General features: G+C 35.9%; 27 protein-coding genes and 1 pseudogene. 20 read left to right on the plus strand and 8 right to left on the minus strand.

Annotated features, from left to right (window positions below):
• Positions 1–146: 146 nt before the first annotated feature.
• From glpP to MKY00_RS05420, 7 genes are all read left to right on the plus strand, one after another.
• Positions 147–707: a glycerol uptake operon antiterminator GlpP gene (gene glpP / locus MKY00_RS05390; RefSeq protein ID WP_000394284.1), complete on the plus strand. Its 561-nt coding sequence runs from the start codon at positions 147–149 to the stop codon at positions 705–707.
• A gap of 228 nt (positions 708–935) precedes the next feature.
• Positions 936–1,757 carry a glycerol uptake facilitator protein GlpF gene (gene glpF, locus MKY00_RS05395; protein WP_001272193.1) on the plus strand — a complete coding sequence of 274 codons (822 nt, stop codon included), beginning with the start codon at positions 936–938 and terminating at the stop codon, positions 1,755–1,757.
• A 13-nt stretch (positions 1,758–1,770) separates the two neighbouring features.
• A complete protein-coding gene (gene glpK, locus MKY00_RS05400; protein ID WP_000759987.1) occupies positions 1,771–3,261 on the plus strand; it encodes a glycerol kinase GlpK in 1,491 nt (496 codons plus the stop codon).
• 133 nt (positions 3,262–3,394) lie between these two features.
• Positions 3,395–5,077 carry an aerobic glycerol-3-phosphate dehydrogenase gene (glpD, locus tag MKY00_RS05405; protein WP_000672816.1) on the plus strand — a complete coding sequence of 561 codons (1,683 nt, stop codon included), beginning with the start codon at positions 3,395–3,397 and terminating at the stop codon, positions 5,075–5,077.
• A gap of 684 nt (positions 5,078–5,761) precedes the next feature.
• Positions 5,762–6,295, plus strand: a complete 534-nt coding sequence (locus MKY00_RS05410; protein ID WP_016716709.1) for a sigma-70 family RNA polymerase sigma factor — start codon at positions 5,762–5,764, stop codon at positions 6,293–6,295.
• 4 nt (positions 6,296–6,299) lie between these two features.
• Positions 6,300–6,707 carry a PadR family transcriptional regulator gene (locus MKY00_RS05415; RefSeq protein ID WP_016716710.1) on the plus strand — a complete coding sequence of 136 codons (408 nt, stop codon included), beginning with the start codon at positions 6,300–6,302 and terminating at the stop codon, positions 6,705–6,707.
• 7 nt (positions 6,708–6,714) lie between these two features.
• On the plus strand, positions 6,715–7,971 hold the full coding sequence (locus MKY00_RS05420; protein ID WP_016716711.1) for an FtsW/RodA/SpoVE family cell cycle protein: 1,257 nt from the start codon (positions 6,715–6,717) through the stop codon (positions 7,969–7,971).
• Between the two features lie 102 nt (positions 7,972–8,073).
• Here MKY00_RS05420 and MKY00_RS05425 read toward each other — a convergent pair whose 3' ends face one another.
• The 4 genes from MKY00_RS05425 to MKY00_RS05445 form a co-directional block, all read right to left on the minus strand.
• Positions 8,074–8,637: a hypothetical protein gene (locus MKY00_RS05425; protein ID WP_001017086.1), complete on the minus strand. Its 564-nt coding sequence runs from the start codon at positions 8,635–8,637 to the stop codon at positions 8,074–8,076.
• A gap of 88 nt (positions 8,638–8,725) precedes the next feature.
• The gene (gene helD, locus MKY00_RS05430; RefSeq protein ID WP_016716712.1) at positions 8,726–11,059 is read right to left on the minus strand and encodes an RNA polymerase recycling motor HelD; all 2,334 of its coding nucleotides are present in this window, start codon (positions 11,057–11,059) and stop codon (positions 8,726–8,728) included.
• 461 nt (positions 11,060–11,520) lie between these two features.
• Positions 11,521–12,384 carry a peptidylprolyl isomerase PrsA gene (prsA, locus tag MKY00_RS05435; protein WP_000710071.1) on the minus strand — a complete coding sequence of 288 codons (864 nt, stop codon included), beginning with the start codon at positions 12,382–12,384 and terminating at the stop codon, positions 11,521–11,523.
• 425 nt (positions 12,385–12,809) lie between these two features.
• Complete coding sequence (locus MKY00_RS05445) at positions 12,810–13,004, minus strand: hypothetical protein (RefSeq protein WP_000172692.1); 195 nt, start codon at positions 13,002–13,004, stop codon at positions 12,810–12,812.
• A gap of 118 nt (positions 13,005–13,122) precedes the next feature.
• On the opposite strand from MKY00_RS05445, the gene MKY00_RS05450 reads away from it, so the two are divergent.
• On the plus strand, positions 13,123–13,461 hold the full coding sequence (locus MKY00_RS05450; RefSeq protein WP_000383661.1) for a DUF1878 family protein: 339 nt from the start codon (positions 13,123–13,125) through the stop codon (positions 13,459–13,461).
• Position 13,462: 1 nt separating this feature from the next.
• Here MKY00_RS05450 and MKY00_RS05455 read toward each other — a convergent pair whose 3' ends face one another.
• The 3 genes from MKY00_RS05455 to MKY00_RS05465 form a co-directional block, all read right to left on the minus strand.
• Positions 13,463–14,020 carry an HTH-type transcriptional regulator Hpr gene (locus tag MKY00_RS05455; protein WP_000834918.1) on the minus strand — a complete coding sequence of 186 codons (558 nt, stop codon included), beginning with the start codon at positions 14,018–14,020 and terminating at the stop codon, positions 13,463–13,465.
• 298 nt (positions 14,021–14,318) lie between these two features.
• Positions 14,319–14,681, minus strand: coding sequence for a YtxH domain-containing protein (locus tag MKY00_RS05460; RefSeq protein ID WP_000030301.1), 363 nt, complete (start codon positions 14,679–14,681; stop codon positions 14,319–14,321).
• Between the two features lie 174 nt (positions 14,682–14,855).
• Complete coding sequence (locus tag MKY00_RS05465; protein WP_001016840.1) at positions 14,856–15,290, minus strand: HIT family protein; 435 nt, start codon at positions 15,288–15,290, stop codon at positions 14,856–14,858.
• A gap of 560 nt (positions 15,291–15,850) precedes the next feature.
• On the opposite strand from MKY00_RS05465, the gene ecsA reads away from it, so the two are divergent.
• The 3 genes from ecsA to ecsC are packed head-to-tail and all read left to right on the plus strand — an operon-like array spanning position 15,851 to position 18,519.
• Positions 15,851–16,594 (plus strand): ABC transporter ATP-binding protein EcsA, encoded by a 744-nt coding sequence (gene ecsA, locus MKY00_RS05470; RefSeq protein ID WP_001292602.1) that lies wholly within the window; start codon positions 15,851–15,853, stop codon positions 16,592–16,594.
• Positions 16,587–17,798, plus strand: coding sequence for an ABC transporter permease EcsB (gene ecsB, locus MKY00_RS05475; RefSeq protein WP_016716713.1), 1,212 nt, complete (start codon positions 16,587–16,589; stop codon positions 17,796–17,798). The genes ecsA and ecsB overlap by 8 nt, the downstream gene beginning before the upstream one ends.
• 13 nt (positions 17,799–17,811) lie before the next feature.
• Entirely contained in the window at positions 17,812–18,519 is a 708-nt protein-coding gene (gene ecsC, locus MKY00_RS05480; RefSeq protein WP_000634125.1) for an ecs operon protein EcsC, read from the plus strand.
• Positions 18,520–18,559: 40 nt separating this feature from the next.
• On the opposite strand, the gene MKY00_RS05485 is transcribed toward ecsC, so the two are convergent.
• Positions 18,560–18,703, minus strand: coding sequence for a YjcZ family sporulation protein (locus tag MKY00_RS05485; RefSeq protein ID WP_000522750.1), 144 nt, complete (start codon positions 18,701–18,703; stop codon positions 18,560–18,562).
• 156 nt (positions 18,704–18,859) lie between these two features.
• Here MKY00_RS05485 and MKY00_RS05490 point away from each other — a divergent pair, with 156 nt between their 5' ends.
• The 9 genes and pseudogenes from MKY00_RS05490 (at position 18,860) to MKY00_RS05530 (ending at position 26,056) form a co-directional block, all read left to right on the plus strand.
• On the plus strand, positions 18,860–19,441 hold the full coding sequence (locus tag MKY00_RS05490) for a TetR/AcrR family transcriptional regulator (RefSeq protein ID WP_016716714.1): 582 nt from the start codon (positions 18,860–18,862) through the stop codon (positions 19,439–19,441).
• Between the two features lie 2 nt (positions 19,442–19,443).
• Positions 19,444–19,611, plus strand: coding sequence for a hypothetical protein (locus MKY00_RS05495; RefSeq protein ID WP_016716715.1), 168 nt, complete (start codon positions 19,444–19,446; stop codon positions 19,609–19,611).
• Between the two features lie 79 nt (positions 19,612–19,690).
• On the plus strand, positions 19,691–20,167 hold the full coding sequence (locus tag MKY00_RS05500; RefSeq protein ID WP_016716716.1) for a PH domain-containing protein: 477 nt from the start codon (positions 19,691–19,693) through the stop codon (positions 20,165–20,167).
• Positions 20,160–21,602 carry a PH domain-containing protein gene (locus tag MKY00_RS05505; RefSeq protein WP_016716717.1) on the plus strand — a complete coding sequence of 481 codons (1,443 nt, stop codon included), beginning with the start codon at positions 20,160–20,162 and terminating at the stop codon, positions 21,600–21,602. The genes MKY00_RS05500 and MKY00_RS05505 overlap by 8 nt, the downstream gene beginning before the upstream one ends.
• Positions 21,603–22,368: 766 nt before the next feature.
• Positions 22,369–22,557: a hypothetical protein gene (locus MKY00_RS05510; RefSeq protein WP_016716718.1), complete on the plus strand. Its 189-nt coding sequence runs from the start codon at positions 22,369–22,371 to the stop codon at positions 22,555–22,557.
• Between the two features lie 8 nt (positions 22,558–22,565).
• Positions 22,566–22,901 carry a hypothetical protein gene (locus MKY00_RS05515; RefSeq protein ID WP_016716719.1) on the plus strand — a complete coding sequence of 112 codons (336 nt, stop codon included), beginning with the start codon at positions 22,566–22,568 and terminating at the stop codon, positions 22,899–22,901.
• A 182-nt stretch (positions 22,902–23,083) separates the two neighbouring features.
• Positions 23,084–23,398, plus strand: a pseudogene (locus MKY00_RS05520) (L,D-transpeptidase family protein); the annotation flags it as partial.
• Positions 23,399–24,037: 639 nt separating this feature from the next.
• A complete protein-coding gene (locus MKY00_RS05525; RefSeq protein WP_000402488.1) occupies positions 24,038–24,409 on the plus strand; it encodes a DUF1304 domain-containing protein in 372 nt (123 codons plus the stop codon).
• 654 nt (positions 24,410–25,063) lie between these two features.
• Positions 25,064–26,056, plus strand: a complete 993-nt coding sequence (locus MKY00_RS05530; RefSeq protein WP_016716721.1) for a hypothetical protein — start codon at positions 25,064–25,066, stop codon at positions 26,054–26,056.
• Positions 26,057–26,259: the final 203 nt, after the last annotated feature.

Below are 26,259 nucleotides of genomic sequence, written 5' to 3' on the forward strand. Positions count from 1 at the left end.
AGATAGGTGAGAAACATAGTATGGTTTTTAGTGAACGCTTAAAAGAAGAACGAGAAAAATGAAAGAAATCCCTTACACTAGCTGTTCTTTTCACTCAAATTGTGTACTATAAAGGATAGGACGACATAAAGAAGGGGACGTATAGAATGGAATTTCATGAACAGAAGATTTTGCCGGCAGTGAGGCAAATTAAAGATTTGGAAAAGCTATTACATAGTTCGTATGAGTATATCGTTATTTTAGATATTCATGTCGGCCAATTGAAGAGTGTTATATCACTTGCGAAGCAATATTGTAAAAAGGTGTTTTTACATGTGGATTTAATTCATGGCTTGCAGAGTGATGGGCATGCGACGGAATATTTATGTCAGGAGTTTAGACCGTACGGGTTACTTTCAACAAAGGCGAGCGTTATTATGAAGGCGAAGCAAAAAGGTGTTGTGGCAATACAACGCATCTTTTTAATCGATTCGAGTGCGATGGAGAAGAGCTGCAATCTTTTAGATAAGACGAAACCGGATTATATAGAGGTACTTCCTGGAGCATTAACGGACGTTATCGCTGAAGTGAAAGAGCGTACTGGTGTACCGATTTTAGCGGGTGGTTTTATTCGTACAGTGGATGATGTAGAGAGAGCTTTAAATGCTGGTGCGACAGCAATTACGACATCAAAACGCGAACTATGGAAACATTACCAAAAAAAGTGACGAAAATGTGAAATAATTCTGTTGACACCGCTTTCATTAACGGTTAACATTATAGACAAGTTAATAAACGTGACGGAGAAAAGAAGAGATCCACATTTCATTGTTTCTATATAAATTTATATAGAAGCGTGCAAAGCTGTGGGTCTTTTTCTTTTGACAAAAACGAATGGCCATTCATTTTACCTCTATCACATTTGAAAGCGTTTAAATTGATTGTGGAGGGATACTATGTCAGCATTTTTAGGAGAGTTAATAGGGACTGCGTTGTTAATCGTACTTGGTGGCGGCGTTTGTGCTGGTGTAAGTTTAAAGAAGTCGTTTGCGAAAGATTCTGGTTGGATTGTTATTACAATGGGCTGGGGCTTAGCAGTAGCGGTTGCAGCATATGCGGTTGGATCAATTAGTGGGGCACATTTGAATCCAGCTTTAACGATAGGATTAGCATTTAAGGGAGCGTTCCCATGGAGTGACGTACCTGGTTATATCGCAGCACAAATGATTGGGGCAATTATCGGGGCAGTTATCGTATATTTACATTACTTACCACATTGGAAAGAAACAGAAGATCCAGGAACAAAGTTAGGCGTATTTGCAACAGGTCCAGCAATTCCGAACACATTTGCAAACCTTTTAAGTGAAATGATTGGAACATTCGTTTTAGTATTTGGTATATTAGCAATTGGTGCAAATAAATTTGCAGATGGATTAAATCCATTTATCGTAGGTTTCTTAATTGTAAGTATTGGTTTATCATTAGGTGGAACGACAGGATACGCAATCAACCCAGCACGTGATTTAGGTCCGCGTATCGCGCACTTCTTCCTTCCGATTGCAGGAAAAGGCGGTTCAAACTGGAAGTATGCATGGATTCCAGTAGTAGGTCCAATTTTAGGTGGATCACTTGCAGGATTATTCCATCAAGTTGTATTTGAAGGAAAACAAAATGCAGCACTTATTTATGTAATTATTGCAACTGTGATTGTACTAGCAATCTCTTATATGACAAGCAAAAAAAGTGGAAGCAATACAAATAGTAGAAAAGTAGCATAAGGGGGAAACCGATATGAAAAAATATATTCTTTCATTAGACCAAGGAACAACTAGCTCACGTGCAATTCTGTTCAATAAAAAAGGTGAAATTGTTCATTCAGCTCAAAAAGAATTTACACAACATTTTCCAAAGCCAGGCTGGGTAGAGCATAACGCGCAAGAAATTTGGGGATCTATTTTAGCGGTTATCGCAACTTGCTTAAGCGAAGCAGATGTAAAACCAGAACAAATCGCTGGTATCGGTATTACGAACCAACGTGAAACAGCGGTTGTATGGGATAAAACAACAGGCAAACCAATTTATAACGCAATCGTATGGCAATCTCGCCAAACAGCTGAAATTTGTGATGAGTTAAAAGAAAAAGGTTATGGCGAAATGGTTCGCGAAAAAACAGGTCTTTTAATTGACGCATACTTCTCTGGTACGAAAGTAAAATGGATTTTAGATAACGTTGAAGGTGCAAGAGAGAAAGCGGAAAACGGCGATCTATTATTCGGAACAATTGATACGTGGCTTGTATGGAAACTATCCGGTGGTAAAGCGCACGTAACGGATTACTCAAATGCATCACGTACGTTAATGTTTAACATTCACGACTTACAATGGGATGATGAACTTCTAGACATGTTAACAGTACCAAAGAGCATGCTTCCAGAAGTACGTCCATCATCTGAAGTGTATGGAGAAACAATCGACTATCACTTCTTCGGGCAAAATGTACCGATTGCCGGTGTAGCTGGTGACCAACAAGCAGCATTATTTGGACAAGCTTGTTTCGGTGAAGGTATGGCGAAAAATACTTACGGAACTGGTTGCTTCATGTTAATGAACACTGGTGAAAAAGCAGTAGCTTCTGAGCATGGTCTATTAACAACAATTGCATGGGGAATAGATGGTAAAGTAAACTACGCATTAGAAGGAAGTATTTTCGTAGCAGGTTCTGCAATTCAATGGTTACGTGACGGAATGCGCATGTTTAAAGATGCAAGTGAGAGTGAAGTGTATGCTTCTCGCGTTGAATCAACTGACGGTGTATACGTTGTACCAGCATTCGTAGGATTAGGTACACCTTACTGGGATAGTGAAGTACGCGGTGCTATGTTTGGTGTAACACGCGGTACGACGAAAGAGCATTTCATTCGTGCAACATTAGAATCTTTAGCTTACCAAACGAAAGACGTATTATGCGCAATGGAAGCAGATTCAGGTATTGAACTGAAAACATTACGTGTTGATGGCGGAGCAGTTAAAAATAACTTCTTAATGAAGTTCCAAAGTGATATTTTAGATGTTCCTGTAGAGCGTCCGGTGATCAATGAAACGACAGCTTTAGGTGCAGCGTACTTAGCTGGTCTTGCGGTTGGATATTGGAAAAACCAAGATGAAATTAAAGAACAGTGGCATATGGACAAACGCTTTGAACCAACGATGGAAGCGGAAACAAGCGAAGAGCTATATGCTGGATGGAAAAAAGCAATTGAAGCAACAAAAGCTTTCAAATAATCATAAACAGTGTTATAATGGTGACAAGTTAATAATTCGGTAGGAGATTTGGAGAGACCACAACACGCTATAGAGGCGAAATCTATAGCGGAGTTTGTGGTCTCTTTTTTCGTTATCAAAGGGAGGAATTACCATGAAATTTTCAAGTAAACAACGTAAAGACGTATTAAACGGAGTAAATAAACAAGAATTAGATGTGATCGTAATTGGTGGAGGTATTACTGGTTCTGGTATTGCATTAGATGGAGCAACACGCGGGTTATCAACAATTGTGTTTGAAATGCAGGACTTTGCAGCAGGTACATCAAGTCGTTCAACGAAGCTTGTACACGGTGGTCTACGTTATTTAAAACAACTTGAAGTGAAAATGGTAGCAGAGGTGGGGAAAGAGCGTGCGATCGTATATGAGAACGGTCCCCATGTAACAACACCAGAGTGGATGTTACTTCCGTTCCATACAGGCGGTACGTTCGGATCATTCAGTACATCAATTGGTCTTCGTGTATACGACTTCTTAGCAGGTGTAAAACGAAGCGAGCGCAGAAAAATGTTTAACCGTGAAGAAACGCTGAAGAAAGAGCCTCTTGTAAAACAAGAAGGATTAAAAGGCGGCGGTTACTACGTAGAATATCGTACAGACGATGCGCGTCTTACAATTGAAGTAATGAAAGAAGCAATTGAGCACGGTGCAAAAGCTGTTAACTATGCAAAAGTAGATAGTTTCTTATATAAAGATGGAAAAGTATGTGGTGTACGTGTAATCGATTTACTAGATGGTGAAGTATACGAAGTTTACGGTAAGAAAATTGTAAACGCAGCTGGTCCTTGGGTAGATACACTTCGTGAAAAAGATAACTCGAAAAAAGGAAAAGTACTTCAGTTATCAAAAGGTGTTCACTTAGTAATTGACCAAAAACGTTTCCCATTAGGGCAAGCAATTTATTTCGATACACCAGATAAACGTATGGTATTCGCGATTCCGCGCGGCGGGAAAACTTATGTAGGTACAACAGATACGTTCTATGATAAAGACGCAGCTGTACCACAAATGACAACAGAAGATCGCACATACATCATTAATGCGATTAATTACATGTTCCCAAGCGTAAAAATTACGGAAAAAGACATCGAGTCAAGCTGGGCTGGCGTACGTCCGTTAATTTACGAAGAAGGTAAGAGTGCATCTGAAATTTCTCGTAAAGACGAAATTTGGACTTCTGAATCTGGTTTAATTACAATCGCAGGTGGTAAATTAACAGGATACCGCAAAATGGCTGAAATGGTAGTAGACTACGTAACGAACTTACTACAAAAAGAAGGCCATAGTGCATATCCGAAGAGCACAACGAAACATATGCCAATCTCTGGTGGACATGTAGATGGTTCTAAAGGATTACCAGCATTTATCGCGAAAAAAGCAGGCGAGGGTACGAAATACGGTTTAACGACAGCACAAGCAGAAGAATTCGCGAAATTCTATGGCTCTAACGTAGACGTACTGTTCGAATTAGCGAAAAAACATAAAGACGAAGCGAAAGAATACAACATGCCGCTAGACGTTCTAATCCCACTTGTATACGCAATGGATTACGAAATGACAGCAAAACCAGTCGACTTCTTCGTACGCCGCAGAGGCGCTGTATTCTTCAACATCCACTGGGTATACGAGTGGAAAGAAGCAGTAATCAACTACATGGCTGCAAAACTAGGCTGGAGTAAAGAAGAGCAAATGAAATACACAGCAGAACTAGAAAAAGCATTAACAGACGCTGTCATTCCTGTAGATCAACAAGAGCATGCAGCTGCATTAGCGTAAAATAGAGAAACACCTGAAGAGAAACTCTTTAGGTGTTTTTTATCTTGACTAAAAATAAATAAAATGTGTTACAATGATGGTAGAGTATATAGTATGAATTTTGCATAAAATAAAGAAGACAGAAGCCTGAGAAACTTCTGCCTTTGTAACCTAACTTGCTATTGTGGTGGTAGTAGGTGCGGTTATAAGAAAATTACATTAACGTTTTAGCCGAGAACCGCCCTTACCTTTTCCACGAAGCAGGGTGGTTCTCGCTTTTTTGTATACAGAAATTAGCCACGGACCGACGTATCTTCTACCGATGACAACGCCTACTACACTTGTATGAAGAATGTATCGGTTTTGATAGTATCGATCCATCTTTGTATGGCCATGAAATATTAGATTTTTTAAGTGAGTGTTAGAAAGAAGGAGGACTCGATTAAATCGGTTCTCTTTTTCATTTAGCGATGAGGGGGAATTTTGAAGATAGAAAAACTAAGCCCCCTTATTACAAACCTAAAAAGCGCCTTGGGAGAGAGGCGCTCTTTAGGTGAATGTATTGTAACGACTATTCGGTTTATTATATGTAAGTTGCTGAGGAAGTGTTTTATAAAAAACGTTATTACCCTCTGTATTTTTTTATAAATTTATAAAACTTTTCCATACAGTGCGTCGTCTAATATATGGGAAGGAGGAAGTGGTGTGGATGAATTAACGGTAGAAGCGTTTGAAATAGAAGATAAGGAACTCCTTATCGATGAAATTATGAACAAGTATGGGCAAGAAGTGCTACAACTTGTGTATTCATATGTAAACAATAAAGAGGTTGCGGAGGATTTAACGCAAGATATATTTGTGAAATGTTATAAATCTCTTCATACATATAAAGGGAATTCGAACTTAAAAACATGGCTATGGAGAATTGCAATTAATCATTGTAAGGATTATTTAAAAAGTTGGTATAACAAAAAAGTTATTGTTACAGAGGATGACTTTACGTATATGGAGAGTCAAAAAGAAAGTGTGGAACAAACAGTTATTCAAAATGCGGAGGATCGTGAACTGGCTTCTGCAGTAATGAATTTACCGATCAAATATCGAGAAGTCATTTATCTATTTTATTATGAAGAATTATCAATTAAAGAGATTGCGATTGTAATAGATGTGAAGGAAAATACGATAAAAACGAGGCTGAAAAAAGCGAAGGAGCTTTTGAAGAAAGGATTGGAGGAATAATCAAATGGAAGATCGATTAAAAGGCCTGCGAAAATCAATGGAGAATACAACGTTTAAACATTTGAGTTTTTCTGATCAACATCGAAAACGAGTGCGTGAAAAAATCAATCAATCGTCCGAAAAGGAAGAAGATATCCTTTTAGCAGTGTTGCAACTTCTTATGAATGAAAAAACAGGTTATGAATTGATGCAGTTACTGCGCGGGAGAGGGATTCAAAAATTCGAAGGGGATGAAGGGTCTCTATACACGTTATTACATCGTCTAGAACAGAATCGCTTTATCCAATCTAGCTGGGATCATGCAGGAGCGAAATATTATCAATTAAATGATAAAGGAAACAAGATGCTGCGGAAGGCAGAGAAAAATGCTACGAAGGCACAATTTATATTAAAAGGATTTGTACAGGAGTGAGAAAAAATTGAACAAAAAAGGGGAGCGTTTTTTAAAAGAAGTTACGAACCATATTAAATCAAAAGAAGCGAAGGACTTAGTAGCAACTGAACTGAATTTTCACTTAAAACAGGCAAAGAATATGTGGATGGATAAAGGGTTAAGTGAGGAAGTTGCTGAAGATAAGGCTGTTGAGCAAATGGGGAGTCCGAGTAAACTAGGGCGGGAACTTAATAAACTTCATAAGCCAAAGGTGGATTGGTTCTTAATTGGTTTATTAGTGGCTGCGATGGGATTAGGGTTCTTGCCGGTTATAGCTTTTGGACATACAAATGATTTACTACTGAATAAGGTGATTTTTGTTATTCTCGGTGTTGCAACAGTTGTAGTGATGATGCTGATTGATTACCGAAAATTAGAAAGACTCGGATGGCTGTTCTATACAATTGGGGTACTGATCTTGTTAATGATAAAATGTTTTCCAACTGGTTACGTGATTGGGGAAGCAATAATAAAAATTGGCCCTATCAAAATTGACTGTTTAATGACGATACCATTCTTTTTTCTAGCTTGGGCTTCTTTTTTCAATAATAGTAGGTTGAAGTTTATACATCTTCTCATGTTGTACGTATTTTCTTTATATCTATTTTCAGCTACATCAATTCTTTTACCAATTTTCATCTATATTACAATGGTATTCGTTATGCTTTGGTGGAGTAAGCTAGGAAAGAAAACGGCATGGCTCATTACAATATTACCAGTTTTACCCTTTATTATTAGGGATCTATTTTCCTGGTCTGCTGTAAAAGAATACCGGATAGCTAGAATTTTAGGATTTATAAACCCGGAGCATGATCTATGGTATTTACGTTTGAAAGAGGCGATGTCTTCAGCAGGTTGGTTTGGTACATATGGAAATATAAAGGCTATCCCTGCTGCCCATACTGATTTTGTATTCGCGAGTTTGACTTACTATTATGGATATGTGCTTGCGCTAGTTCTTGTCTTGATTCTGTCTCTTTTTGCAGTAAGAATAATGAACATAGCTTATAAAATCAATGATGGCTATGGTAAATTGCTTCTCGTTGGTGGAGTGACTCTTTTCACAATCCATTTCATTTGTAACGTTGGCATGATTCTCGGGATATTACCACGTTTTTCTATATCATTACCTTTTATTAGCTACGGATTGATACCAACTCTGTTTCATGCATTTATAATGGGAATTGTGCTGAGTGTATATCGACGTAAAGATATGTCGTTTAGAATGAGAAAGACACCTTGATACTTATTATAAGTTGCATATAAAGGTATTTATTATTATGATCAAGTACAAACGTAAATAGATAGCAAAAGGGGGGGATGATAAATAACCCTCTTTTCGTGTTTAAATAAGTGCACTTGCTTTTATAGAAGTACATAATTCAGAACGAGAAATTGATTCAGCTAGCTGCTGTAAATAAGCATATTCTGTCGCATCTTTTTCAGAAGTATTAGGATCTAGTAAAGGTGAAGAAAGAAGTACGTCAATCGTAAGTATGTCTGCATCATGAAAAATGATGTTATAGCCTGCAAATACAGGGCGTTTTAAGTCTTTTACTTTTTGAATCATCTGATGGAATTTCGTAACACTTATATTGATTTGTGCGAATGGAAAGCATTTTTGGGTAGGATTCTCGATGGTCTTTCTAATTTTATAATCGTATACATAGTAGTACTTTTCTTGCTGCTTGAGTGTTTGCAACTCTTTCGTTAATAAGTGGTATTTGTCTGTAAGTTCAGTTGTAAGTGCATCGTGTTCTTCGCCAACTAATAATGTGAAAGGTCTTGGTGAGGAGATTGAAATGGTGCGGACGTTTAGGTCAGTAAAAGTGTGTTTAGATTTTAAAATGGTATGTAATTTTTCGGTAGGAAACTCACCGTCATAAATAGCAATAAAATAATGGTTCATCTTTTCGCTCCTTAACTTTTTTATAAACTGACATATTCTACTTTAAAGGTGTAAGTCCTGCATAAAAAAGAAAACACCTTGATTGTTATCAAGGTGTTGTAATAAGTTCAAAACTCTCCGAATCAGCCTCAAGTATAAAAGGACTAACCTCGCCAACGCTATAAAGTTGTAATTCATGCATTGCGCGCGTACAAGCAGTGTAGAACAATCTACGAACGCTCTCATCACTGTACACATCTTTAGAAGCATCGTAAATAATAACAGCGTCAAATTCAATACCCTTCGCTAAATAAGCGGGGATCACGATGATGCCTTGCTCATACTCGGCAGAGTTACTTTTCACAAGTTTAATATTCTCGATATGACTAAGTGCTTCGTAGGCAGCGGCACTTTCAGCTGCAGATTTACATATAATTGCGATCGTATTGTGCTGTTGTTTTTGTAGTTCAGCAACTTTGGCAGTAATATGTTTGTGCAGTTCGCTATCATTTGATACTTTCGTCACTGTAGGTTTCTCACCGTCACGTTCAAAGGCGTGAATGTTCTTGCCTTCCGGTACGAGAGCACGTGTAAATTCAATGATTGGTTTTGTTGAGCGATAGCTACGGGTTAAGTTAATGCCGTTCGTTTCGTCTGGTCCGTATAAATTCGTAAGTGTATCGAAATTCACCGTTTCACTCGCATGAGCAAATATCGCTTGGTTAAAGTCTCCAAGTACTGTCATTCTTGCGGCAGGGAAGAGACGTTTTAAAAACTCGAACTGAAACGGCGAATAATCTTGCGCTTCGTCTACGAGTACGTGTTTAATCGATCTGTTCGTTTGGAAGCCTTCAATTAACTCTTTTAAAAGTAAAAATGGAGTCGCATCCTCGTAATATAGTTTTCCTTCATCGAGCATGTTCACCGTTAAAGAACAAATGTCATCCCATTCTTTCGGTTTTTCTCCAGTCCCCCATGATGCATCTGTGAAAAGTTGTTTATATATGCCCGTGAAATTGATAAAGCGTAATGTTTGAACGCCTTTACGCAGTGGCTTCAATTTTTTACGGACAATCATACGTCCAAGTACTCTCGTTTCTTTTTCAAAATCTTGAAAGGAGTTGTCGTCAAACTCACCTTTTTTTTGTAAATATTTATAAGCCTTTTGATATTCATCTTTACTAAGTAATTCAATTTCCTCTTCTACCCAAGGCTTTTTCAGTTCTGTTTTTTCAATTTCATCTATTTGTTTATTTAGCCAATCCGTTAACTTTTCAATTCGATTATGGAAGCGGAGGGAGGAATCGGTATTGTAAAACTGCTCTGTAATTTCTTTAGCAGAAACAATTAACTTTCCTCTAAATTTCATTCCCCTAAATAGCATGCCTGAAGATTCAAGAGATTCTCTGTACGTTCTAATCATTTCGAAAAATTGAGTAGATGCCTTAAATCGGATGCTCGCATTTCTCGTTTTATAGGTAGGGCTATTCGTTTCAGTTAGCATATATTCTAATTGCTCATAAGGATCTTCAACATCAAATGACTTGCTTAGTCTATGGTTTAAATATTCTTGGAATGTCACTTGTTGCATATTTTCTTCGCCGAGTTCAGGTAGTACGTTAGATACGTAGCTATTGAACATAGAGTTAGGGGAGAAGAGAATAATTTGATCCGCTTTGAGCCATTCGCGATATTTATATAGTAAGTAGGCGATTCGTTGCAGCGCAGCAGACGTTTTACCGCTACCAGCAGCTCCTTGCACGATAAGAAGTCGGCCTTCATCGTGACGAATAATTTCATTTTGCTCGCGCTGAATTGTAGCAACGATACTTTGCATATGTTTGTTCGTACCTTTTCCGAGCGCTTGTTGCAAGATCTCATCACCAATTGTAAGGCTCGTATCGAACATAGAATCAATCTCGCCATTTTGAATAATGTATTGTAATTTTTTCTCCACATTACCGTGAATTACGCCTCCTGGTGTACTGTATTCAGCCGGCCCTGGTGGATAATCGTAGTACACACTTGAAATGGGTGCGCGCCAGTCATATATAAGAAAGTTTTCTCCGCTTGCATCAGTAAGCGTGGCTACACCGATATAAATTTTCTCCGCAGCAGATTCTCCTTCTTCTTTAAAATCAATTCGTCCAAAATAAGGTGCTTTATGCATGCGTCTTAATGCGGCAAGTCGATTAAAGGTGTGCTTATGAGTAATTTGTGTGACAGCTAGTGACTGAGCTTGTTGCCTTAAGTTGATAACTGTTTCCAGATAATCATCAAAAGTATCCGTGTTCACTTTCACATCATCCCAAAAGTGTTTACGAATATTGATTACTTCTGCCCGGCGTCTGCCAGTTTCGTTTTCCAGTTTATCAATTTGCTCCGTAATCGTTTCTATTACGGTATCCAATCGTTTTTGCTCTAAATCAAGTTTTTTGTTCATACGGTAAGCACTCCTTTAAAAGTGAAAAATAGGGGTTGACTGAAGATGTGTTTTGGTGTAAAATTAAGATACGGATAAATACGTTCTTTGTATTTTATAAAATGTGTTTCTGTACTAATTTAACATAGTTTTTTAATTTAATCAATGATAATAAGATAAACCTTGGTTCCATGCTACGTGGATCAAGGTTTTTTTGTGTTTTAAGAGGGATTCGCGGTTATTGTCGGTTTCTGTCGGTAAGTCGATATATTATGAAAATCGCCGATATAATTGGAGTTGCGCCGATATAATTGAAAAATCGCCGATATAATTGGAGTTGCGGTCGATATAATTGAAAAATCGCTGATATAATTTATTCAAAGGACCAACTATATAATTTCATTTACCGAATCCGGACGTAACGTACCGCAAAAAGAGGGCAAACAAAAAAGCTCGGGCCTAAGCCCGAGCTTTTTATTTCATTATTTCTTTTCGTCTTTCTTAGCGTCAGCTTTTTGCTCTTTGAAAAGATCTTTTAAATCTTTATCGTCAACTTTTACGTCAGCTTTTTTGATTTCTTTCATCATAAGATCGTTCATGAATTCGCCATCTTGTGCTTTCTTTTGAACGATTTCTTTTTTGATGTCAGCTTTAGATTGTTCGAATGATTTTTCTGGCTCTTTAATGTCTGTTACTTTAATGATGTGGTAACCGAATTGTGATTTCACAGGTTCGCTTACTTCATCTTTTTTCAGCTTGTAAGCAGCCTCTTCGAATTCTTTAACCATTTTGCCAGGTCCGAAGAATCCTAAGTCTCCACCTTTTTCTTTTGAACCAGTATCTTCAGAGTATTGTTTTGCTAACTCTTCGAAAGATTTACCTTGTCCAAGTTCTTCTTTTACCTTTTTCGCAGTTGCTTCATCTTTTACAAGAATGTGGCTTGCTTTAATTTCAGGCTTGTAGTTATCTTTCAATTCTTTATCAGTGATTGTTTTCTCAATAGCTTTTTCTTGCGCTAATTGAGCACGTACACCAGTTTTTAACGTTTCTTCTTTAATACCTTGTTGTTTTAATAGTGTATCGAATTGATCACCGTATTGTTTTTTCATTTCATCGAACTTTTTGTCTACTTCTTTGTCTTCAACTTTGTAGTTTTTAATAAGTACTTTTTCCATAACCATGTTATTTAGTACTTGTTTACCAGCTTGTGTTTTCATTTGCTCGTAGAATTCTTCTTTTGTAATGTCACCAGCTTTAGATGTAACGATTTTGTCTGATGATGATGTTCCACATGCTGATAATGCGATTACACTTGTTGCGGCTAAGGCAAGCATAGCTTTCTTCATTCGATAAACACTCCTACTATTATGTATTTTTAATTTATCCTATACCAATGAATTTTAGTTCATCAGAGCCCGATTAAGTCTCACTGATACTTTTGCTTTTTTTGTTGGTAAAGCGCGCTTAACAGGGCTTACCGAGGCTTTAGGATAAAGTTAAGATGCGTGTCATTTATTTCATAGTATAAGCAATATGTACAAAATTTAATATATCATATTTCGACGTGTTTTCATATTGATAAAGAAAAATTAACCAGTACGTGTCAGATTTTGAAGGTGTACCATATTGGGCGTATGCCGCATATACAGAATAGAGGAGGGGATGGGGATGAATTCTCAACTTATTTTATTACTTGTACTGTTTATTTTATTGGTTATAGTAGGTATAATTTGCTTATAGAGGAAAAAAGTGAGGAAGGGGCTTTCCTTCCTCACTTTCCATGAAATATAATTTCTATATAACTAGAAATTAATAAAATTGTTATACATACATTAATAACCCGAAAGACACCGGGTTGGCGGCTCGCAGATATTTGTTTTCGTTCACACAGTGTATGTGTCATGAAATTCGTGTAAAATATAACAAGAAGTGCGAATGCGACAAAAACAACTGTTATAAGTGTCATGAGGCGAGACCTCCTTTTGGCTAAAATACATATACTTTATATATTGTATCATACGATATTTTGTTCGTGTTATAAAATTCAGAAATAGAAGACTTTGTGTTAGAAAGTGAGGGAGAAAATGGACGTTGTTAGAAGATTAGAACAAGCTGAATACTACGTAGACCTACTATTTAAAATGATTGATGAAGAAAAGTGTCCATTTTATTCTTTGATCATAAAGAAAAAAGCTCGTAAAAAAGATGTTGAACGTATACTACATCTTTGTGAAAAGCTGAACGAACAATATGTAGCGGAGAAAGCAGAAGGACTTCTTTTGTTTGATGCGCTATTAGATCAATTTGAAAAAGCGCTTCCACATCAGCTCGAAGTACACGAAACTGCGGAAGCGCTAGCAAAACAAGGTTTATTCAAACCGCTTATGAATGAATTCTTAAGCATGATTGCGAAAAATAAATAGATTACTTCTTAACTAACTTTTGATCGGATTCTGTAAAGTTCTCTTCAATATCTTCTAATGATTTCTCAAAAATATCGATGAAGTCTTGTCCGTAAATGTTACGCAAGATAGCAATCAGTTCGATATTTTCTGGGAACTTCCCATAAAAATTACGAAGTGCAAGAGCCCCATTAAACACTGAATTATTTTCAGGGTCATACTCCTCCATTAAGCGAAGTAGTAATTCTTCCCCTTTGTCTGTAATTTCGATGTACGTATTTCGTTTATCATCTTCTTTTTTCGAGAATACAAGATAGCCGCGTTCTTCCAACTTTTTCGAGAAGTTAAACGCCGTTGATACGTGCATAACTCCAAACTTAGCAATCTCAGAAATAGAAGCCCCTTTTAAATGATAAGCGATTGTTAAAATATGATGCTCATTAATGTTTAAATCGTAAGGTTTAATCCACATTTGCCAATCTTTCTCTACACATTTCCATAACGCTTTCGATAATTGAGCAATGCGTTGGCTGAAAATCATCGCTTCTTTTACCGAGTAATCTTTTTCTCCACTTTTCATATACTCACCCACTTTAACATTCTTTTTCATTACTATCTATTATGCCAGTAAAATAAAAATTAATAAAGTCTTTTTGTGAGAATTGTGAAAATTTTTTAAAAAAACGACATTCTATACAAATCATGCATAACTATGGAAGCGGTTTATAAGTCATGAATACATGTGTTGTCCATACATGTTAAGTGATAACATATATTGTAAATGCATAAAAACACGGCATATCTATGTGATATGCCGTGTTAAGGTCAATTTATATAAAAAATATTTGTTATATGCAAAAAACTAAGCAGGAATTTGTTTACGCTTTTTCCGGAACAGCTTCTTGTAGTTTCTCAATTGATTTTTGAATGTCCAAAATCTCTTGCTCAATATGTCGTTTGTTTTGAGAAATATCTTGCTTCCAGTTAGAAAGTGTATCGTGCATGTCGTCTTTTAATTCTTGGAACACTTCTTTACCTTCTGAAGCAGTTTCAACGATTTGACGTTTTAATAATTTTGTATCAGCTGTAATATCAGCTAAAGTCTTTTTAATATCATTTCCTTTTTCTTTTAACTTACCGCGCATGTCTTTGCCAGAAGAAGGAGTTGAGAAAAGAACAGCTAGTCCAGCAACTGCTCCGCCGCAAATGACACCTGTAATAAAGGATTTAGCTTTTGACATAAAAGGAGACCTCCTTATTTTTTGTTCGTATTCATGATGTGAAAAAATATGCATATCTTTAAGACAAGGGAAAAGTGTATAGTCCCTGGCATCTTAAGTGGAGAAACAAGCCGTGCCATATTTAATCACTTTAGGAAAGTGGCTTGTTATGTATGACTACTTATTATAGTGTCACTATTTCACGCTATTTGCAATTGTACTTGCGATGTTTTGTAAATTTTCCATAGTGTATTCATTTTGATGTGATTTCCAAACAGCACCGAAACCATCGTTTTCACCGTAGCGTGGAATTAAATGAAGGTGGAAGTGGAACACAGTTTGTCCAGCTTTTTCACCGTTGTTGTTAAGTAGGTTAAAGCCAACTGGATTAAACTCTGCTTTAATCGCGTTTGCGATTTTCGGAACGACAGAAAAAATGTGTGATGCGATTTCTGGCGTTAACGCAAAAATGTCTTGTTTGTGAACTTTTGGAATAACAAGAGTATGTCCTTTTGTTACTTGACTAATATCTAAAAATGCAAGCACATGTTCATCTTCGTATACTTTTGAGCAAGGGATTTGCCCGTCAATAATTTTACAAAAAATACAATTGTCCGCTGTATGATTCATTGATCTCATCCTTTCAAATATCCTTAGCCGTATTTTACCATAATTACATAAGAGAACAAACACGAAAAACAGGAAGCTGACTCAGCTTCCTGTTTTCTGAAGAGGGATTGAAAAAGCATTATCGTAATTTACGTTTCGCAGACACCTCATTTATTTAAGAAATGCACGGTAAATCGGCTAAAGTTTCTGCCGTAGGCACCCCATTTTCAAGTGAAATGAATTGCAATCTTTTATAAAATGAAATTGTTTATTTTTTAAAACAGTATATGCTCTTTCAGAGACACCCCGTTTCGAAAATGAAACAAATGATCTGGTTATGTGTAAATTTCTTTGTCCAACATGGACACCCCATTTCATGATGACTTCACTATGTTGTTGTACTCATCAATAGGTGGTCGCTTTTTCAATGTGTTCCTTCTTCAATAATTATGATGTCCGCTTTCGTAATAATATATGCGAACAAATTTAAATTTTTTTTGAACGCATCGATACTATGTAGTACAGCGTAATTTTTGGTAAGATAAATATAGAACGAATATAAATGAAGAAAGTGGTGTCGTATGAGCGAGTTATTGCGTGTAGAAAATGTTACAGGAGGATATACGAAACGACCTGTATTAAAAGATGTTTCGTTCTCTGTGAATAAAGGCGAACTTGTCGGCTTAATCGGTTTAAATGGAGCGGGTAAAAGTACGACGATTAAACATATTATCGGTTTAATGGAACCGAAAAAAGGAACTGTCACAATTAATGGGAAAACAATTCGTGATGATATGACAGCGTACCGTTCTAGTTTTTCGTTCATCCCAGAAACACCAGTATTATATGATGAGCTAACGCTAGAAGAACATTTGAAGTTAACAGCGATGGCTTACGGTGTAGATGAAAAACAATATGAAGAACGTGTAGGACAATTATTACAAGAATTTCGTATGAAAAATCGTTTGAAATGGTTTCCGTCTCATTTCTCAAAAGGGATGAAACAAAAAGTAATGATTATGAGTGCATTTTTAGTGGAGCCATCTCTTTATATTGTGGACGAACCGTTCGTTGGGCTTGATCCGTTAGCGATTCAATCACTCCTTCAAATGATGGATCAAATGAAAAAGAGCGGTGCAGGTATTTTAATGAGTACACATATTTTAGCGACAGCAGAGCGTTATTGTGATTCATTCATTATTCTGCATCAAGGCGAAGTAAGAGCGAAGGGAACGTTATCTGAGCTGCAATCACAGTTTCATATGCCAGGTGCAACGTTAGATGATATTTATATTGCATTAACGAAGGAAGAAGATTATGAATAGCACAGCGTTATGGAAAGAACGATTTCGTCACTTTCTACAAGAAGTTCGTACATATAGTAAATACGTATTTAATGATCATTTAAAATTTATTTTCGTATTCATCATCGGCGCAGGAGCGTATTATTACCAGCAATGGTTACAAACGTTAACACCTTCATTTCCGACTGCGCTCGTTATGGCAGTGTTACTTGGACTCGTATTAACGGCCGGATCTATTCAAACGTTATTAAAAGAAGCGGATCTCGTTTACTTACTGCCAGTTGAACAAAAATTAAAACCATATTTTACAAAGGCGTTTCTTTTTACGTTTATGATTCAGTTGTACATAATCGCAATTGTAGCGGCAGCGCTTGCCCCGTTATACTTCCAGCAAATGAAGCAAACAGGAGCGACTTACATATGGATTGTAATCGCGTTTGTCATTGTAAAAGCGTGGAATTTATTTGTAGCGTGGGAAAAGTCATTTTTAACAGATCAAAATATACAAAGAGCCGATTGGTTCATTCGATTTATTTTAAACGCCTTATTTGTGTATTTCCTTGTAGAACGTACTTCCGTTATGTTTATTGGTGGAATCGTCCTTCTCATGGTGTTATACCTTGCGATTATGTATCAAATGGTGAAGGGAAAGCCGTTAAACTGGGAATATTTAATTTCTGAAGAAGGTAAGAAGATGATGCTGTTGTACCGCATCGCGAATATGTTCGTTGATGTACCAGCATTAAAAGAGAGAGTAGCACGTAGAAAATGGCTTGATTTTATTCTTTCAATGATCGGCGAAAAGCGTACATATTTATACTTATATACGAGAACTTTCTTAAGATCTGGTAACTATTTCGGCTTATATGTACGCCTGCTCGTTCTTGGAGGAGTTATTCTTTACTTCATTCCGTTTTTATATGGACGATTTATCGTAAGCCTTATCTTCCTATACTTAATTGGTTATCAGCTATTAACTTTATGGAAACATCACCGCATGAAAATTTGGCTTGATTTGTACCCAGTAGGCGGAGAAGAGAAGAAGAAAGATTTCCTTACTTTATTAAATGCGATCCTTATTACAGGTAGTATTATCTTTACAATCATATTTGTACTTGCGACGAAAGATTTCATAATGACGGGAATTTTATTAGTCGTAAGCATAGTATTTAGTATCGGTTTCGTTTATCAATACGGGGCAAAACGTATTGAGCGTTTAAATTGAAGGGAATGAACCTATGATTACATATGAAGAAAAGGTTATAAAAGAACTGGAGCAGTGGAAAGCTACATTCATGAAAGATTCTTCTATGATGACACGGTTCTCAAAGAAAGTGCAGACGAAAGTACAACAGCTTATTCCGGCGAAAGTACAAAAAGTATTAACGGAAACGATTCGGATGATGGTGCAAACGATTAGCGCCGGATCAAACTTTATAAAGCCGAAATTAAAAGAGACGAACTGGTCATTGCAAAGACGAGACGACGAAGTACGTAAAAAAATGGATGAGTACAAAAAAATAGCAGCGGCAGAAGGAGCAGGGACGGGAGCAGGCGGTATTCTCCTTGGCCTTGCTGACTTTCCGCTTTTACTCGGTATTAAAATTAAATTTTTATTCGATGCAGCAACATTGTACGGATTTGATACGAGCGATAAAGAAGAGCGCCTTTTTATCCTTCACGTTTTCCAGCTTGCCTTTTCAAGTGACGACCACCGAAAAGAAATATGGAAAGCAATCGAAACGTGGGATACAGAAGAAGAAAATCATATGGACTGGGAAAAGTTCCAAACAGAGTACCGAGACTATATCGATTTAGCAAAAATGCTTCAGCTCGTACCAATAATCGGTGCCCCGGTCGGCGCATATGCGAACTATCAATTATTGCAAAGACTTGGAGAAGTAACGATGAATTGTTATCGTATGCGATTATTGAATAAGGATTAAAAGGAAGGCGTCCTACATGTGTAATGTAGGGCGCCTTTTCTTAGAAGCTAAGTCCGATATAGCTAACTCCAACTATAATCAATACGATAAAAAGTACAATGATGAATGAAAATCCGTTCTTACCAGCTTGTCCAGCTTCACCGCCGCCAGTGCCACCACTACCGCCTTTACCACCAAGTCCCATATGATATCCTCCTTATTGTTATATGTTGCGTTTACTTTATAAATTTCTACATTTTTCCAATAAATACCTTCTGAAGCGCTAACTAACTTGAAAATCATTTCGTTTCATTTTATAATTTACTTACCGACCGGTAAGTAAAAACAAGTGAGGTACAGTATGACAAAGAATTTACAAACATCGCAAAACATTGTAGAGGCGTCATTTAAACTTATGGCAGAGCACGGCATTGAGAAGATGAGCCTTTCCATGATTGCGAAAGAGGTAGGTATTTCAAAACCGGCTATTTATTATCATTTTTCTTCTAAAGAAGCGTTAGTGGACTTTTTATTTGAAGAAATTTTTTCTGGGTATCATTTCGTGAGTTATTTTGATAAAGAGCAATATACGAAAGAAAATTTTGCAGAAAAGTTAATCGCAGATGGTTTACATATGCTCTCTGAGTATGAAGGACAAGAAGGAATACTGCGCGTCATAAATGAATTTATCGTAACTGCGGCGCGAAATGAAAAGTATCAGAAACGCTTATTTGAAATACAAGAAGAGTTTTTAAATGGTTTCCACGACTTATTGAAGAAAGGTGTGGAACTTGACGTTGTGTCACAACAGGCAACGGAAGAAAATGCTCATACGTTGGCGCTTGTGATCGATAATATGAGCAACTACATGCTCATGGGATTTCAGTTAAAGTATAAAGAAATTTGGATTCGAAATGTGAAAAAGGTCATGAAGGAGGAATAAAGATGAAAATGCAAAAAAACTGGTGGCTCGGTTTTCTTGGATTTATTGGGATTTATAAAATACCAGGTATGATTGAAGCTTTTCAAGCGGATGGAAATTGGATGAAGTTAATCGGTTTCATTTGGCTACTTTGGTTCGGATATTTTATTCCTGAGAAGAAAGAAGATTAAATTTCAATTTTCTGTAAGGTTACGTAAAATATAGATTGAGACTATTTATATATTAGATTACTAGATTTGGAGTGGTTACATGGAGCCATTGAAAAATGAAATTCACCCTGACATGGTCAAGGTGTGGAAAGTTCGGGCTGTAATAGAAGAAGGGATCGGTATTCTTGTCATTTTAGCTTACCTTTTCCTCATGATAAAGTTTGATTGGTGGGCGTGGATTTTGTACGTGTTAATCGGGTTAACAGTTGCGTTAGCACCATTGGAGTACTTCGTATTCCCAAAACTACGTCAGCGTTATTACAGCTACCAACTAAATGAAGAAGAACTTGAAATTCAGCACGGCCTTTTCGTCGTAAAGCGCGTATTAGTACCGATGATTCGTGTACAGCACGTTACGATTGAACAAGGGCCGATTATGAGAAAATATGGCTTAGCAGAATTGCACATTTCAACAGCAGCAACTTCTCACAGCATCCCAGGCTTAACGATGTATGAAGCGGAAATGTTGAAAACGAAAATTGCAGAATTAGCGAAAGTGAGTGATGAGGATGTATAAGAGGCAGCATCCGATCACGATGTTATTAGAATTAAAAATAACAGACTTTATCCCACTCATTATTTTCATGTTTAGTTTAAACGGAAAATTTCCGTTTTGGTATTTAATTCCTGCTGCATTCGGTTTACTCACCGTTTTTTCAGCGTTTGAAAAATGGTATTACACAACGTATTGGGTTGAAAATAACGTATTACATGTGAAACAAGGTCTCTTCGTGAAGAAAGAGAGCTACTTAAATAAAGAACGTGTTCAAACGATTAATACAAGTTCTAACGTGATATATCAAATGCTTGGCTTAAAGAAAATTCAAATCGAAACAGCTGGCGGAGGCGATGATGCAGAAGTAAGCTTAGCTGGAATTAAGGAAGATGAGGCGAAGGAGCTTATTTCCTTACTCAATGAGCCAACTCCAGAAGTGAAAGCAGAAGAAACGGTAGACGAAGCAATAGAAAATACAGTAGAAAAAGAAATCATTACAGAAGAAAAACAAACGACAGAATATAAATTGACTTGGAAGGAAATTTTATTAGCCTCTGTTACATCGGGTCAGTTTGGGCTATTATTCTCGTTAATCTTTTTCGTGTATCACCAAGTAGATGAGTATATTCCGAAATGGATAGAGAATAGCGTAAAGTCGTATGTAATGGAACATGACATATATGGCTGGATTTTCATGGTAGCTATTTTGCTTGCCCTTTCGTGGGTTATATCTACAATCGGTTATGCGCTAAAACATGGAGATTTCACAGTAAATCGAAAAAATGACGAAGTCCGCATTTCACAAGGATTACTTGAGAAAAAAGAACTCGTCTTAAAGTTACATCGTATTCAAGGGATTACGATAAAAGAAGGCATTTTCCGTCAAATGTTCGGCTATTGTGCTGTGCAAGTAGAAGTCATTCAAAGTGAGGGGAAAGAGGAGAAAGTTACACTCCATCCAATCATTCGAAAAGATCGAGTACAACAGTTACTCGCGCATTTACAACTACCATACGAACTGAATACAAATATTATTTCATTACCAAAAGCAGCATTACGCCGCTATCTCATTGATAGCTTCATCTTCTTCGCAATGTTAGCTATCCCGCTTATTGGAATAAGTATATACTTTGAAAAGCACTTCATTATGTGGGCACTCATTCCGCTCGCGATTCTCATCTTTACACTTGGATACGCAACATTTAAAACAAATGGTTACAGTGTAAATGGAGAGCAAATTACGCTTGTATATCGCAGCGTCGGAAAATATACCGGACTTGTCAGAAGAAGACACGTCCAATCAATGGAGAAGACGCAATCCTATTTCCAGCGCCGCGCGGATTTATGTACGTATAAGTTTTCCAGTGCATCATCAAGTTATAAATTAGAGCATACGAGAGTAGAGGATGCGGAGAGAATGCAGGATTGGTATAAGAAGAGAATAAGTGAAAATTAAATGGAATGGCTCGTCTTTTGCGGAAGGCGGGCTGTTTTTTTATCCTTTTCGGCAAGAAGACTCCATCTGATTTGTGTTACGGGTGAAACCCAACAATTCAGGTGGAGATGAATTGCTGTCAGAAGGTAGGCTGAACTCTCTTGTTTCGCTCATAGTAATTTTCCCAGTGCTAATGTTTTTTTCGTTTTACGATATAATCTGCATAGATAAGGAGGGAATGGATTGTAAGACAACGAAATTAAACGATGATTATGATTATCATTATAATTCGACTACTTGAGTCAAAAGGAATTACGATGAAGAACATGTTCGCATGTTGTTTCATTTGAAACGTTTTATCTCAGTGGGGGTAGTTGACGAATGGAGTTCGCTCCTAAAACTTTTCTTATAGGGACGTTAGTATTCTTTTAAAAGTATTCATATGATGAAGTATAGGTGGTTTATAAATCAGCAGTTTGTATTTGTTCCAACTTAGGATTAGAAGAGATTGTATAATTACCCATTAGATCGTTCATAAACGTAGCAATCGGAAGGTGGATGTGTTTCTTTTCTTAAATAAAATACTGGCAGTAAATCGATAAATATAAGTGAAAATAAGAAAAATGTCTGAAATACGGACAAGACAATACATATATTCGAGATTGTGGTAAAATAATTATAGACCAACTTTATCCTGATTAGTAAAATTTTAGATTTTATTTGTGATATATTTAAGCATTTGTTGTTAAATGTTGTTTTAATAATATATTTATAAGGTGGAATGGTTATGAAAAAGGAAGAATTTTTGTTGTATTCCGAAAATAGAATATTACCAACATTTATTGAATTAGAAGGAAGATATTATCCTACATATGCTAGTAAATTACACCCTTTTTGTATAACTACTTTGGGAGAGCATAATATTACCATCACCCTTTGTGAGGCGCTTAAAATAAAAAAAAGAAAGAGCCGGTAGAAGAGTTTATGTACAGCGAAATTAGCGATATAGAAATTTCTGTTGTTAAGAAGCCCACCGCGGTTCTTTTCCTTCCTGGAACGAGAATTAGTTTAGACTTAATTCTCAGCTTTGAAAATGGAAGACGTTTACATTTAGAGTGCGAAACTATACGTATTTTGCCACAAATCATAAATCTTTTTTCTAAAAAAAGTATAACGGTTAAAGATCCTTTGAATTTAGAACATATTTTTCTGTCTAAAGATTCTATTGAAGAAGTCTATGAGTATTTAGAAAGCAATCTTGAAAACATGGCTAAGGAAAAAGGAATAAGTATATTTCGATTAAAGCAAACTGAAGATTAATTATACATTTTAATGGATTGGAGGATTTTTAGTGGTTGAGTTTATAGGAAACCTTTTGATTATTTATTTTGTAGTTTAAGACTGATAACACTAATATACATAAATAATAGGATTCCCTTTTGATAATCAAGTGAATTAAATACTATGTAAGAAAATAACGTTGCGAAAGTTTGGAAGCAAAACCAAATCATGTTTGGGTAGATGATTCTAAATCTCCATACTATAATACGCTGCAGGAAAAGCCTGTAAGAGGTAGATGGAAATCAGCTGAAAATATGTATATCCCAGCATATGATTATAGCTTCGTAATTAATTATAATACGGAATCACGTACACCATACAAAGTAAGTGCAATCTTCTTCCATGTTTCTACTTCATGGACAGAAGGATGTACAGATGTAGATAAACAAAATGTGATTGATATTTTAAGATGGATTGATCCAGGGAAAAAACCTGTTATTATTCAAACCCCTGAAAATGAACTGATAAATTATTAAGTTAATAACCTAAAAAAATTTAAGTCTACTTTCATTAGTAGGCTTTTTTGTTAAGTATGAAATTCTTGTTTTGTTGGTGTAATCCCATGCCCATAGAGCTTACAAAATGGACTGGCCCTAAAATAATAAAAATGAGCTTTCTTAATAGAAAAGAAATAAAATTTTCGTTTTTGGAGACAATGAATTATTAATTTGACGATATAGCTGATTCCTTTTATGGAGTTATTAAAAAAACAGTATAGTTTCTAGGGAGCTAACATAGGATTTGAATTGATTTAAAGATGATGGAACAAAATAAAGTGAAACTTTAATCAGTGTGGGTTTTCTTCATCCCCACTGATTATTAGTTGAACTAATCGGACTTTAATGGGCAGTTGATCCCCACCTAAATTCTTTGCTCTCGCTGAATTTTGAGATGGGGGTCTTACTGCCCATTAAAGTGGGATAAAACAAATTGAACAAAAAAAACTTGCAAAACTAAAAGGGGAGTTGTATATTAATTGACATATCAAATATTGATATGTCAATTAATGTTTTAATAAGTAAGAAGGAGGAATTTTTGAAAACGTGTTATTCAGACGATGTCGGATTTTTATATAAGCTATAAGATTAAAGCGAAGATAGAGGGGGCGCAATACTGTGGAAATAATCGCAGCTATTTTAGTCGGGATCGTAGCATTAGAACATTTATTTATCATGATCCTCGAAATGTTTTTTATGAATTCAAAAGTGGCAAAACGTGCTTTTAAATTACCTGAGCATTTAGAAGGAGATCGAAACGTAGCCATTATGTTTGCAAACCAAGGTTTATATAATGGATTTTTAGCTGTTGGTCTCATTTGGGGACTTATACTTGGTTTCAATTCAATTGGTTATATGGTTCAATTATTTTTTGTAATGTGTGTGGTAGTAGCAGCTCTGTTCGGCGGTTTCACATCTAATAAATCAATTATTGTGAAACAAGGGCTTCCAGCTATATTAGCGTTGATTGCCCTTTTAATTGTGATATAGAACTAAAGCGTTTGTATAAAAGAACTCATTTTTGAAAAATACGTTATTCTTTCCTCCTGTAGGTTCATAGGAGGAAAGAATAGCGTATTTTTTCTTTTTAAGGGGGTATATCCTTCAATTTAATCAAAAATGTAAATTCTTTTTTTAGCGCGATTGTTATGAAAATACGTATTACATTAAGGATTGGAACCGGATTAACGCTTTAAAATATAGAAAGTGGGGAAAATAATGTAAAAAAAACTATTGTATGTTTAAAAACCCTGTGTTACATTTGTGTTACAGGATAGTTACGAACTGTAACTTATATTGCAGTTTGTTTTCTTTTGTTTTTCGATATGTTACAAAATGAAGTGCGTATCGAATCGTCAGAAGATATATGAAGTTTAAAAAATAAAAATAGTTTTTCTATGTGTATAAGAGTGTGTGTAGTAAAGAGCCTGGTGAGAACTTTGCGCACATTATTAAAATTCCTTTCTGTCTTTAAAAGAAGAAGAAAACCAACTACCAACTATTTAGGAGTTTTAAGTAATGATAGTAAATGAAATGTACTTCCTTTCCCACACACAAAGTACATCTTTACTTTCAGTCTAATTACTACACAGACTTTTATACATATAAAGCTAGTGTTTTAGGGGATATATAGGAGGAGAAAAAATGAAAAAGTTATTAATGGTAATTGGACTTACATTTTTAATGTTAGCTGGATGTAGTAATGGGAATTTTGACAAAGCAATGGATGAAGGAAAGACCGCGTTAACGAATAAAGAATATAAAAATGCCTTATCATCATTTGAAAAAGCGCTAGATGAGAAAAAAGACGATTCGGATGCAAAGATGCTTGTAGAACAAACGAAAGTAATGATTGAAGCTGTGAAGTTAAAAGAAGAAACAAAGGTAGAAGAATCAATCAAGTCATTTGAAAAAGTAGAGAACATGAAGAATGGAAATACTACGCTTGTAAAACAAGCGAAGGAAGAACGAACAGCATTATTAGCTATCGTCGAACAAAAAAAGAAGTATAGCGAGCAACTGGTGAAAAGTGAAGAGTTAATAAATAAGAAAAATTACGCAGAAGCGAAAGATATATTAAATAAGCTAGTTTCAGAAACAAAAGATAACAAAAATCTTGAAGAATATAATAAAAAAGCGGTAGGATTAGTTACTAAAATGAATGAAGAAGAAAAAACTGCAAAGAATGAAGCAGCAGCGAAGGCACAAAAAACAAATGCAGTAACGAATCAAAAGGTAGCAATAGAAAAGACTCAAAAAACTGAGGCAGAAAAAAATCAAAAGGTAGCAACAGAAAAGACTCAAAAAACTGAGACAGAAAAGAATCAGAAGGTAGTAACAGAAAAGAACCAAAAAACTGAGACTGATAAGAATCAAAAGGTAGAAGCAGAAAAGAACCAAAAAGTAGAGACAGGAAAGACTCAAGATGCATTTACTTTTGAGAAAGCGAAAGAATATATTAAAAATGAATATAAAGAAGACTATGATTATACGCTAGAAAATACGCAAGTAGAGAATGGAAAGAAATATTATCAAATTAGAGTGCGTACGACATATAAAATAGAAGGCGCAGCTGGATCAGGATTTACTGGCGTATTTAAAGTATTTGAAGATGGTACAATTGTTGAAGTGCACTAAATTAATGGAAAGGTATCCTCAAAGTGTTTGAGGATACCTTTTTAGCATAAAAAAAGGCATCTAGCAAAAGTACTAGATGCAAATAAAAACACAAGGGAAGACAAAATTCTTCCCTTTTCCCGTAAGTAATTATATCAAAAAATTTATAAAAAACTAGCTTTATTTTTAATATAATTGATGTGTGAAGCTATGAAAGTATAAGA

Origin of the sequence: Bacillus sp. FSL R9-9834 (assembly GCF_038006905.1) — a bacterium.
Classification (GTDB): domain Bacteria; phylum Bacillota; class Bacilli; order Bacillales; family Bacillaceae_G; genus Bacillus_A; species Bacillus_A pacificus.

Excerpts from the sequence above, each read along its gene's own strand:
- ecsA (WP_001292602.1), top strand. The coding sequence starts at position 15,851 with ATGAGCGAGTTATTGCGTGTAGAAAATGTTACAGGAGGATATACGAAA.
- MKY00_RS05505 (WP_016716717.1), top strand. The coding sequence starts at position 20,160 with ATGTATAAGAGGCAGCATCCGATCACGATGTTATTAGAATTAAAAATA.
- MKY00_RS05445 (WP_000172692.1), bottom strand. The coding sequence starts at position 13,004 with ATGACACTTATAACAGTTGTTTTTGTCGCATTCGCACTTCTTGTTATA.
- MKY00_RS05515 (WP_016716719.1), top strand. The coding sequence starts at position 22,566 with ATGTACAGCGAAATTAGCGATATAGAAATTTCTGTTGTTAAGAAGCCC.
- MKY00_RS05500 (WP_016716716.1), top strand. The coding sequence starts at position 19,691 with ATGGAGCCATTGAAAAATGAAATTCACCCTGACATGGTCAAGGTGTGG.
- MKY00_RS05455 (WP_000834918.1), bottom strand. The coding sequence starts at position 14,020 with ATGAAAAGTGGAGAAAAAGATTACTCGGTAAAAGAAGCGATGATTTTC.
- glpK (WP_000759987.1), top strand. The coding sequence starts at position 1,771 with ATGAAAAAATATATTCTTTCATTAGACCAAGGAACAACTAGCTCACGT.
- MKY00_RS05415 (WP_016716710.1), top strand. The coding sequence starts at position 6,300 with ATGGAAGATCGATTAAAAGGCCTGCGAAAATCAATGGAGAATACAACG.
- MKY00_RS05530 (WP_016716721.1), top strand. The coding sequence starts at position 25,064 with ATGAAAAAGTTATTAATGGTAATTGGACTTACATTTTTAATGTTAGCT.
- prsA (WP_000710071.1), bottom strand. The coding sequence starts at position 12,384 with ATGAAGAAAGCTATGCTTGCCTTAGCCGCAACAAGTGTAATCGCATTA.
- MKY00_RS05510 (WP_016716718.1), top strand. The coding sequence starts at position 22,369 with ATGAAAAAGGAAGAATTTTTGTTGTATTCCGAAAATAGAATATTACCA.
- ecsB (WP_016716713.1), top strand. The coding sequence starts at position 16,587 with ATGAATAGCACAGCGTTATGGAAAGAACGATTTCGTCACTTTCTACAA.
- MKY00_RS05495 (WP_016716715.1), top strand. The coding sequence starts at position 19,444 with ATGAAAATGCAAAAAAACTGGTGGCTCGGTTTTCTTGGATTTATTGGG.
- glpP (WP_000394284.1), top strand. The coding sequence starts at position 147 with ATGGAATTTCATGAACAGAAGATTTTGCCGGCAGTGAGGCAAATTAAA.
- MKY00_RS05460 (WP_000030301.1), bottom strand. The coding sequence starts at position 14,681 with ATGTCAAAAGCTAAATCCTTTATTACAGGTGTCATTTGCGGCGGAGCA.
- MKY00_RS05425 (WP_001017086.1), bottom strand. The coding sequence starts at position 8,637 with ATGAACCATTATTTTATTGCTATTTATGACGGTGAGTTTCCTACCGAA.
- glpF (WP_001272193.1), top strand. The coding sequence starts at position 936 with ATGTCAGCATTTTTAGGAGAGTTAATAGGGACTGCGTTGTTAATCGTA.
- helD (WP_016716712.1), bottom strand. The coding sequence starts at position 11,059 with ATGAACAAAAAACTTGATTTAGAGCAAAAACGATTGGATACCGTAATA.
- glpD (WP_000672816.1), top strand. The coding sequence starts at position 3,395 with ATGAAATTTTCAAGTAAACAACGTAAAGACGTATTAAACGGAGTAAAT.
- MKY00_RS05450 (WP_000383661.1), top strand. The coding sequence starts at position 13,123 with ATGGACGTTGTTAGAAGATTAGAACAAGCTGAATACTACGTAGACCTA.
- ecsC (WP_000634125.1), top strand. The coding sequence starts at position 17,812 with ATGATTACATATGAAGAAAAGGTTATAAAAGAACTGGAGCAGTGGAAA.
- MKY00_RS05485 (WP_000522750.1), bottom strand. The coding sequence starts at position 18,703 with ATGGGACTTGGTGGTAAAGGCGGTAGTGGTGGCACTGGCGGCGGTGAA.
- MKY00_RS05490 (WP_016716714.1), top strand. The coding sequence starts at position 18,860 with ATGACAAAGAATTTACAAACATCGCAAAACATTGTAGAGGCGTCATTT.
- MKY00_RS05465 (WP_001016840.1), bottom strand. The coding sequence starts at position 15,290 with ATGAATCATACAGCGGACAATTGTATTTTTTGTAAAATTATTGACGGG.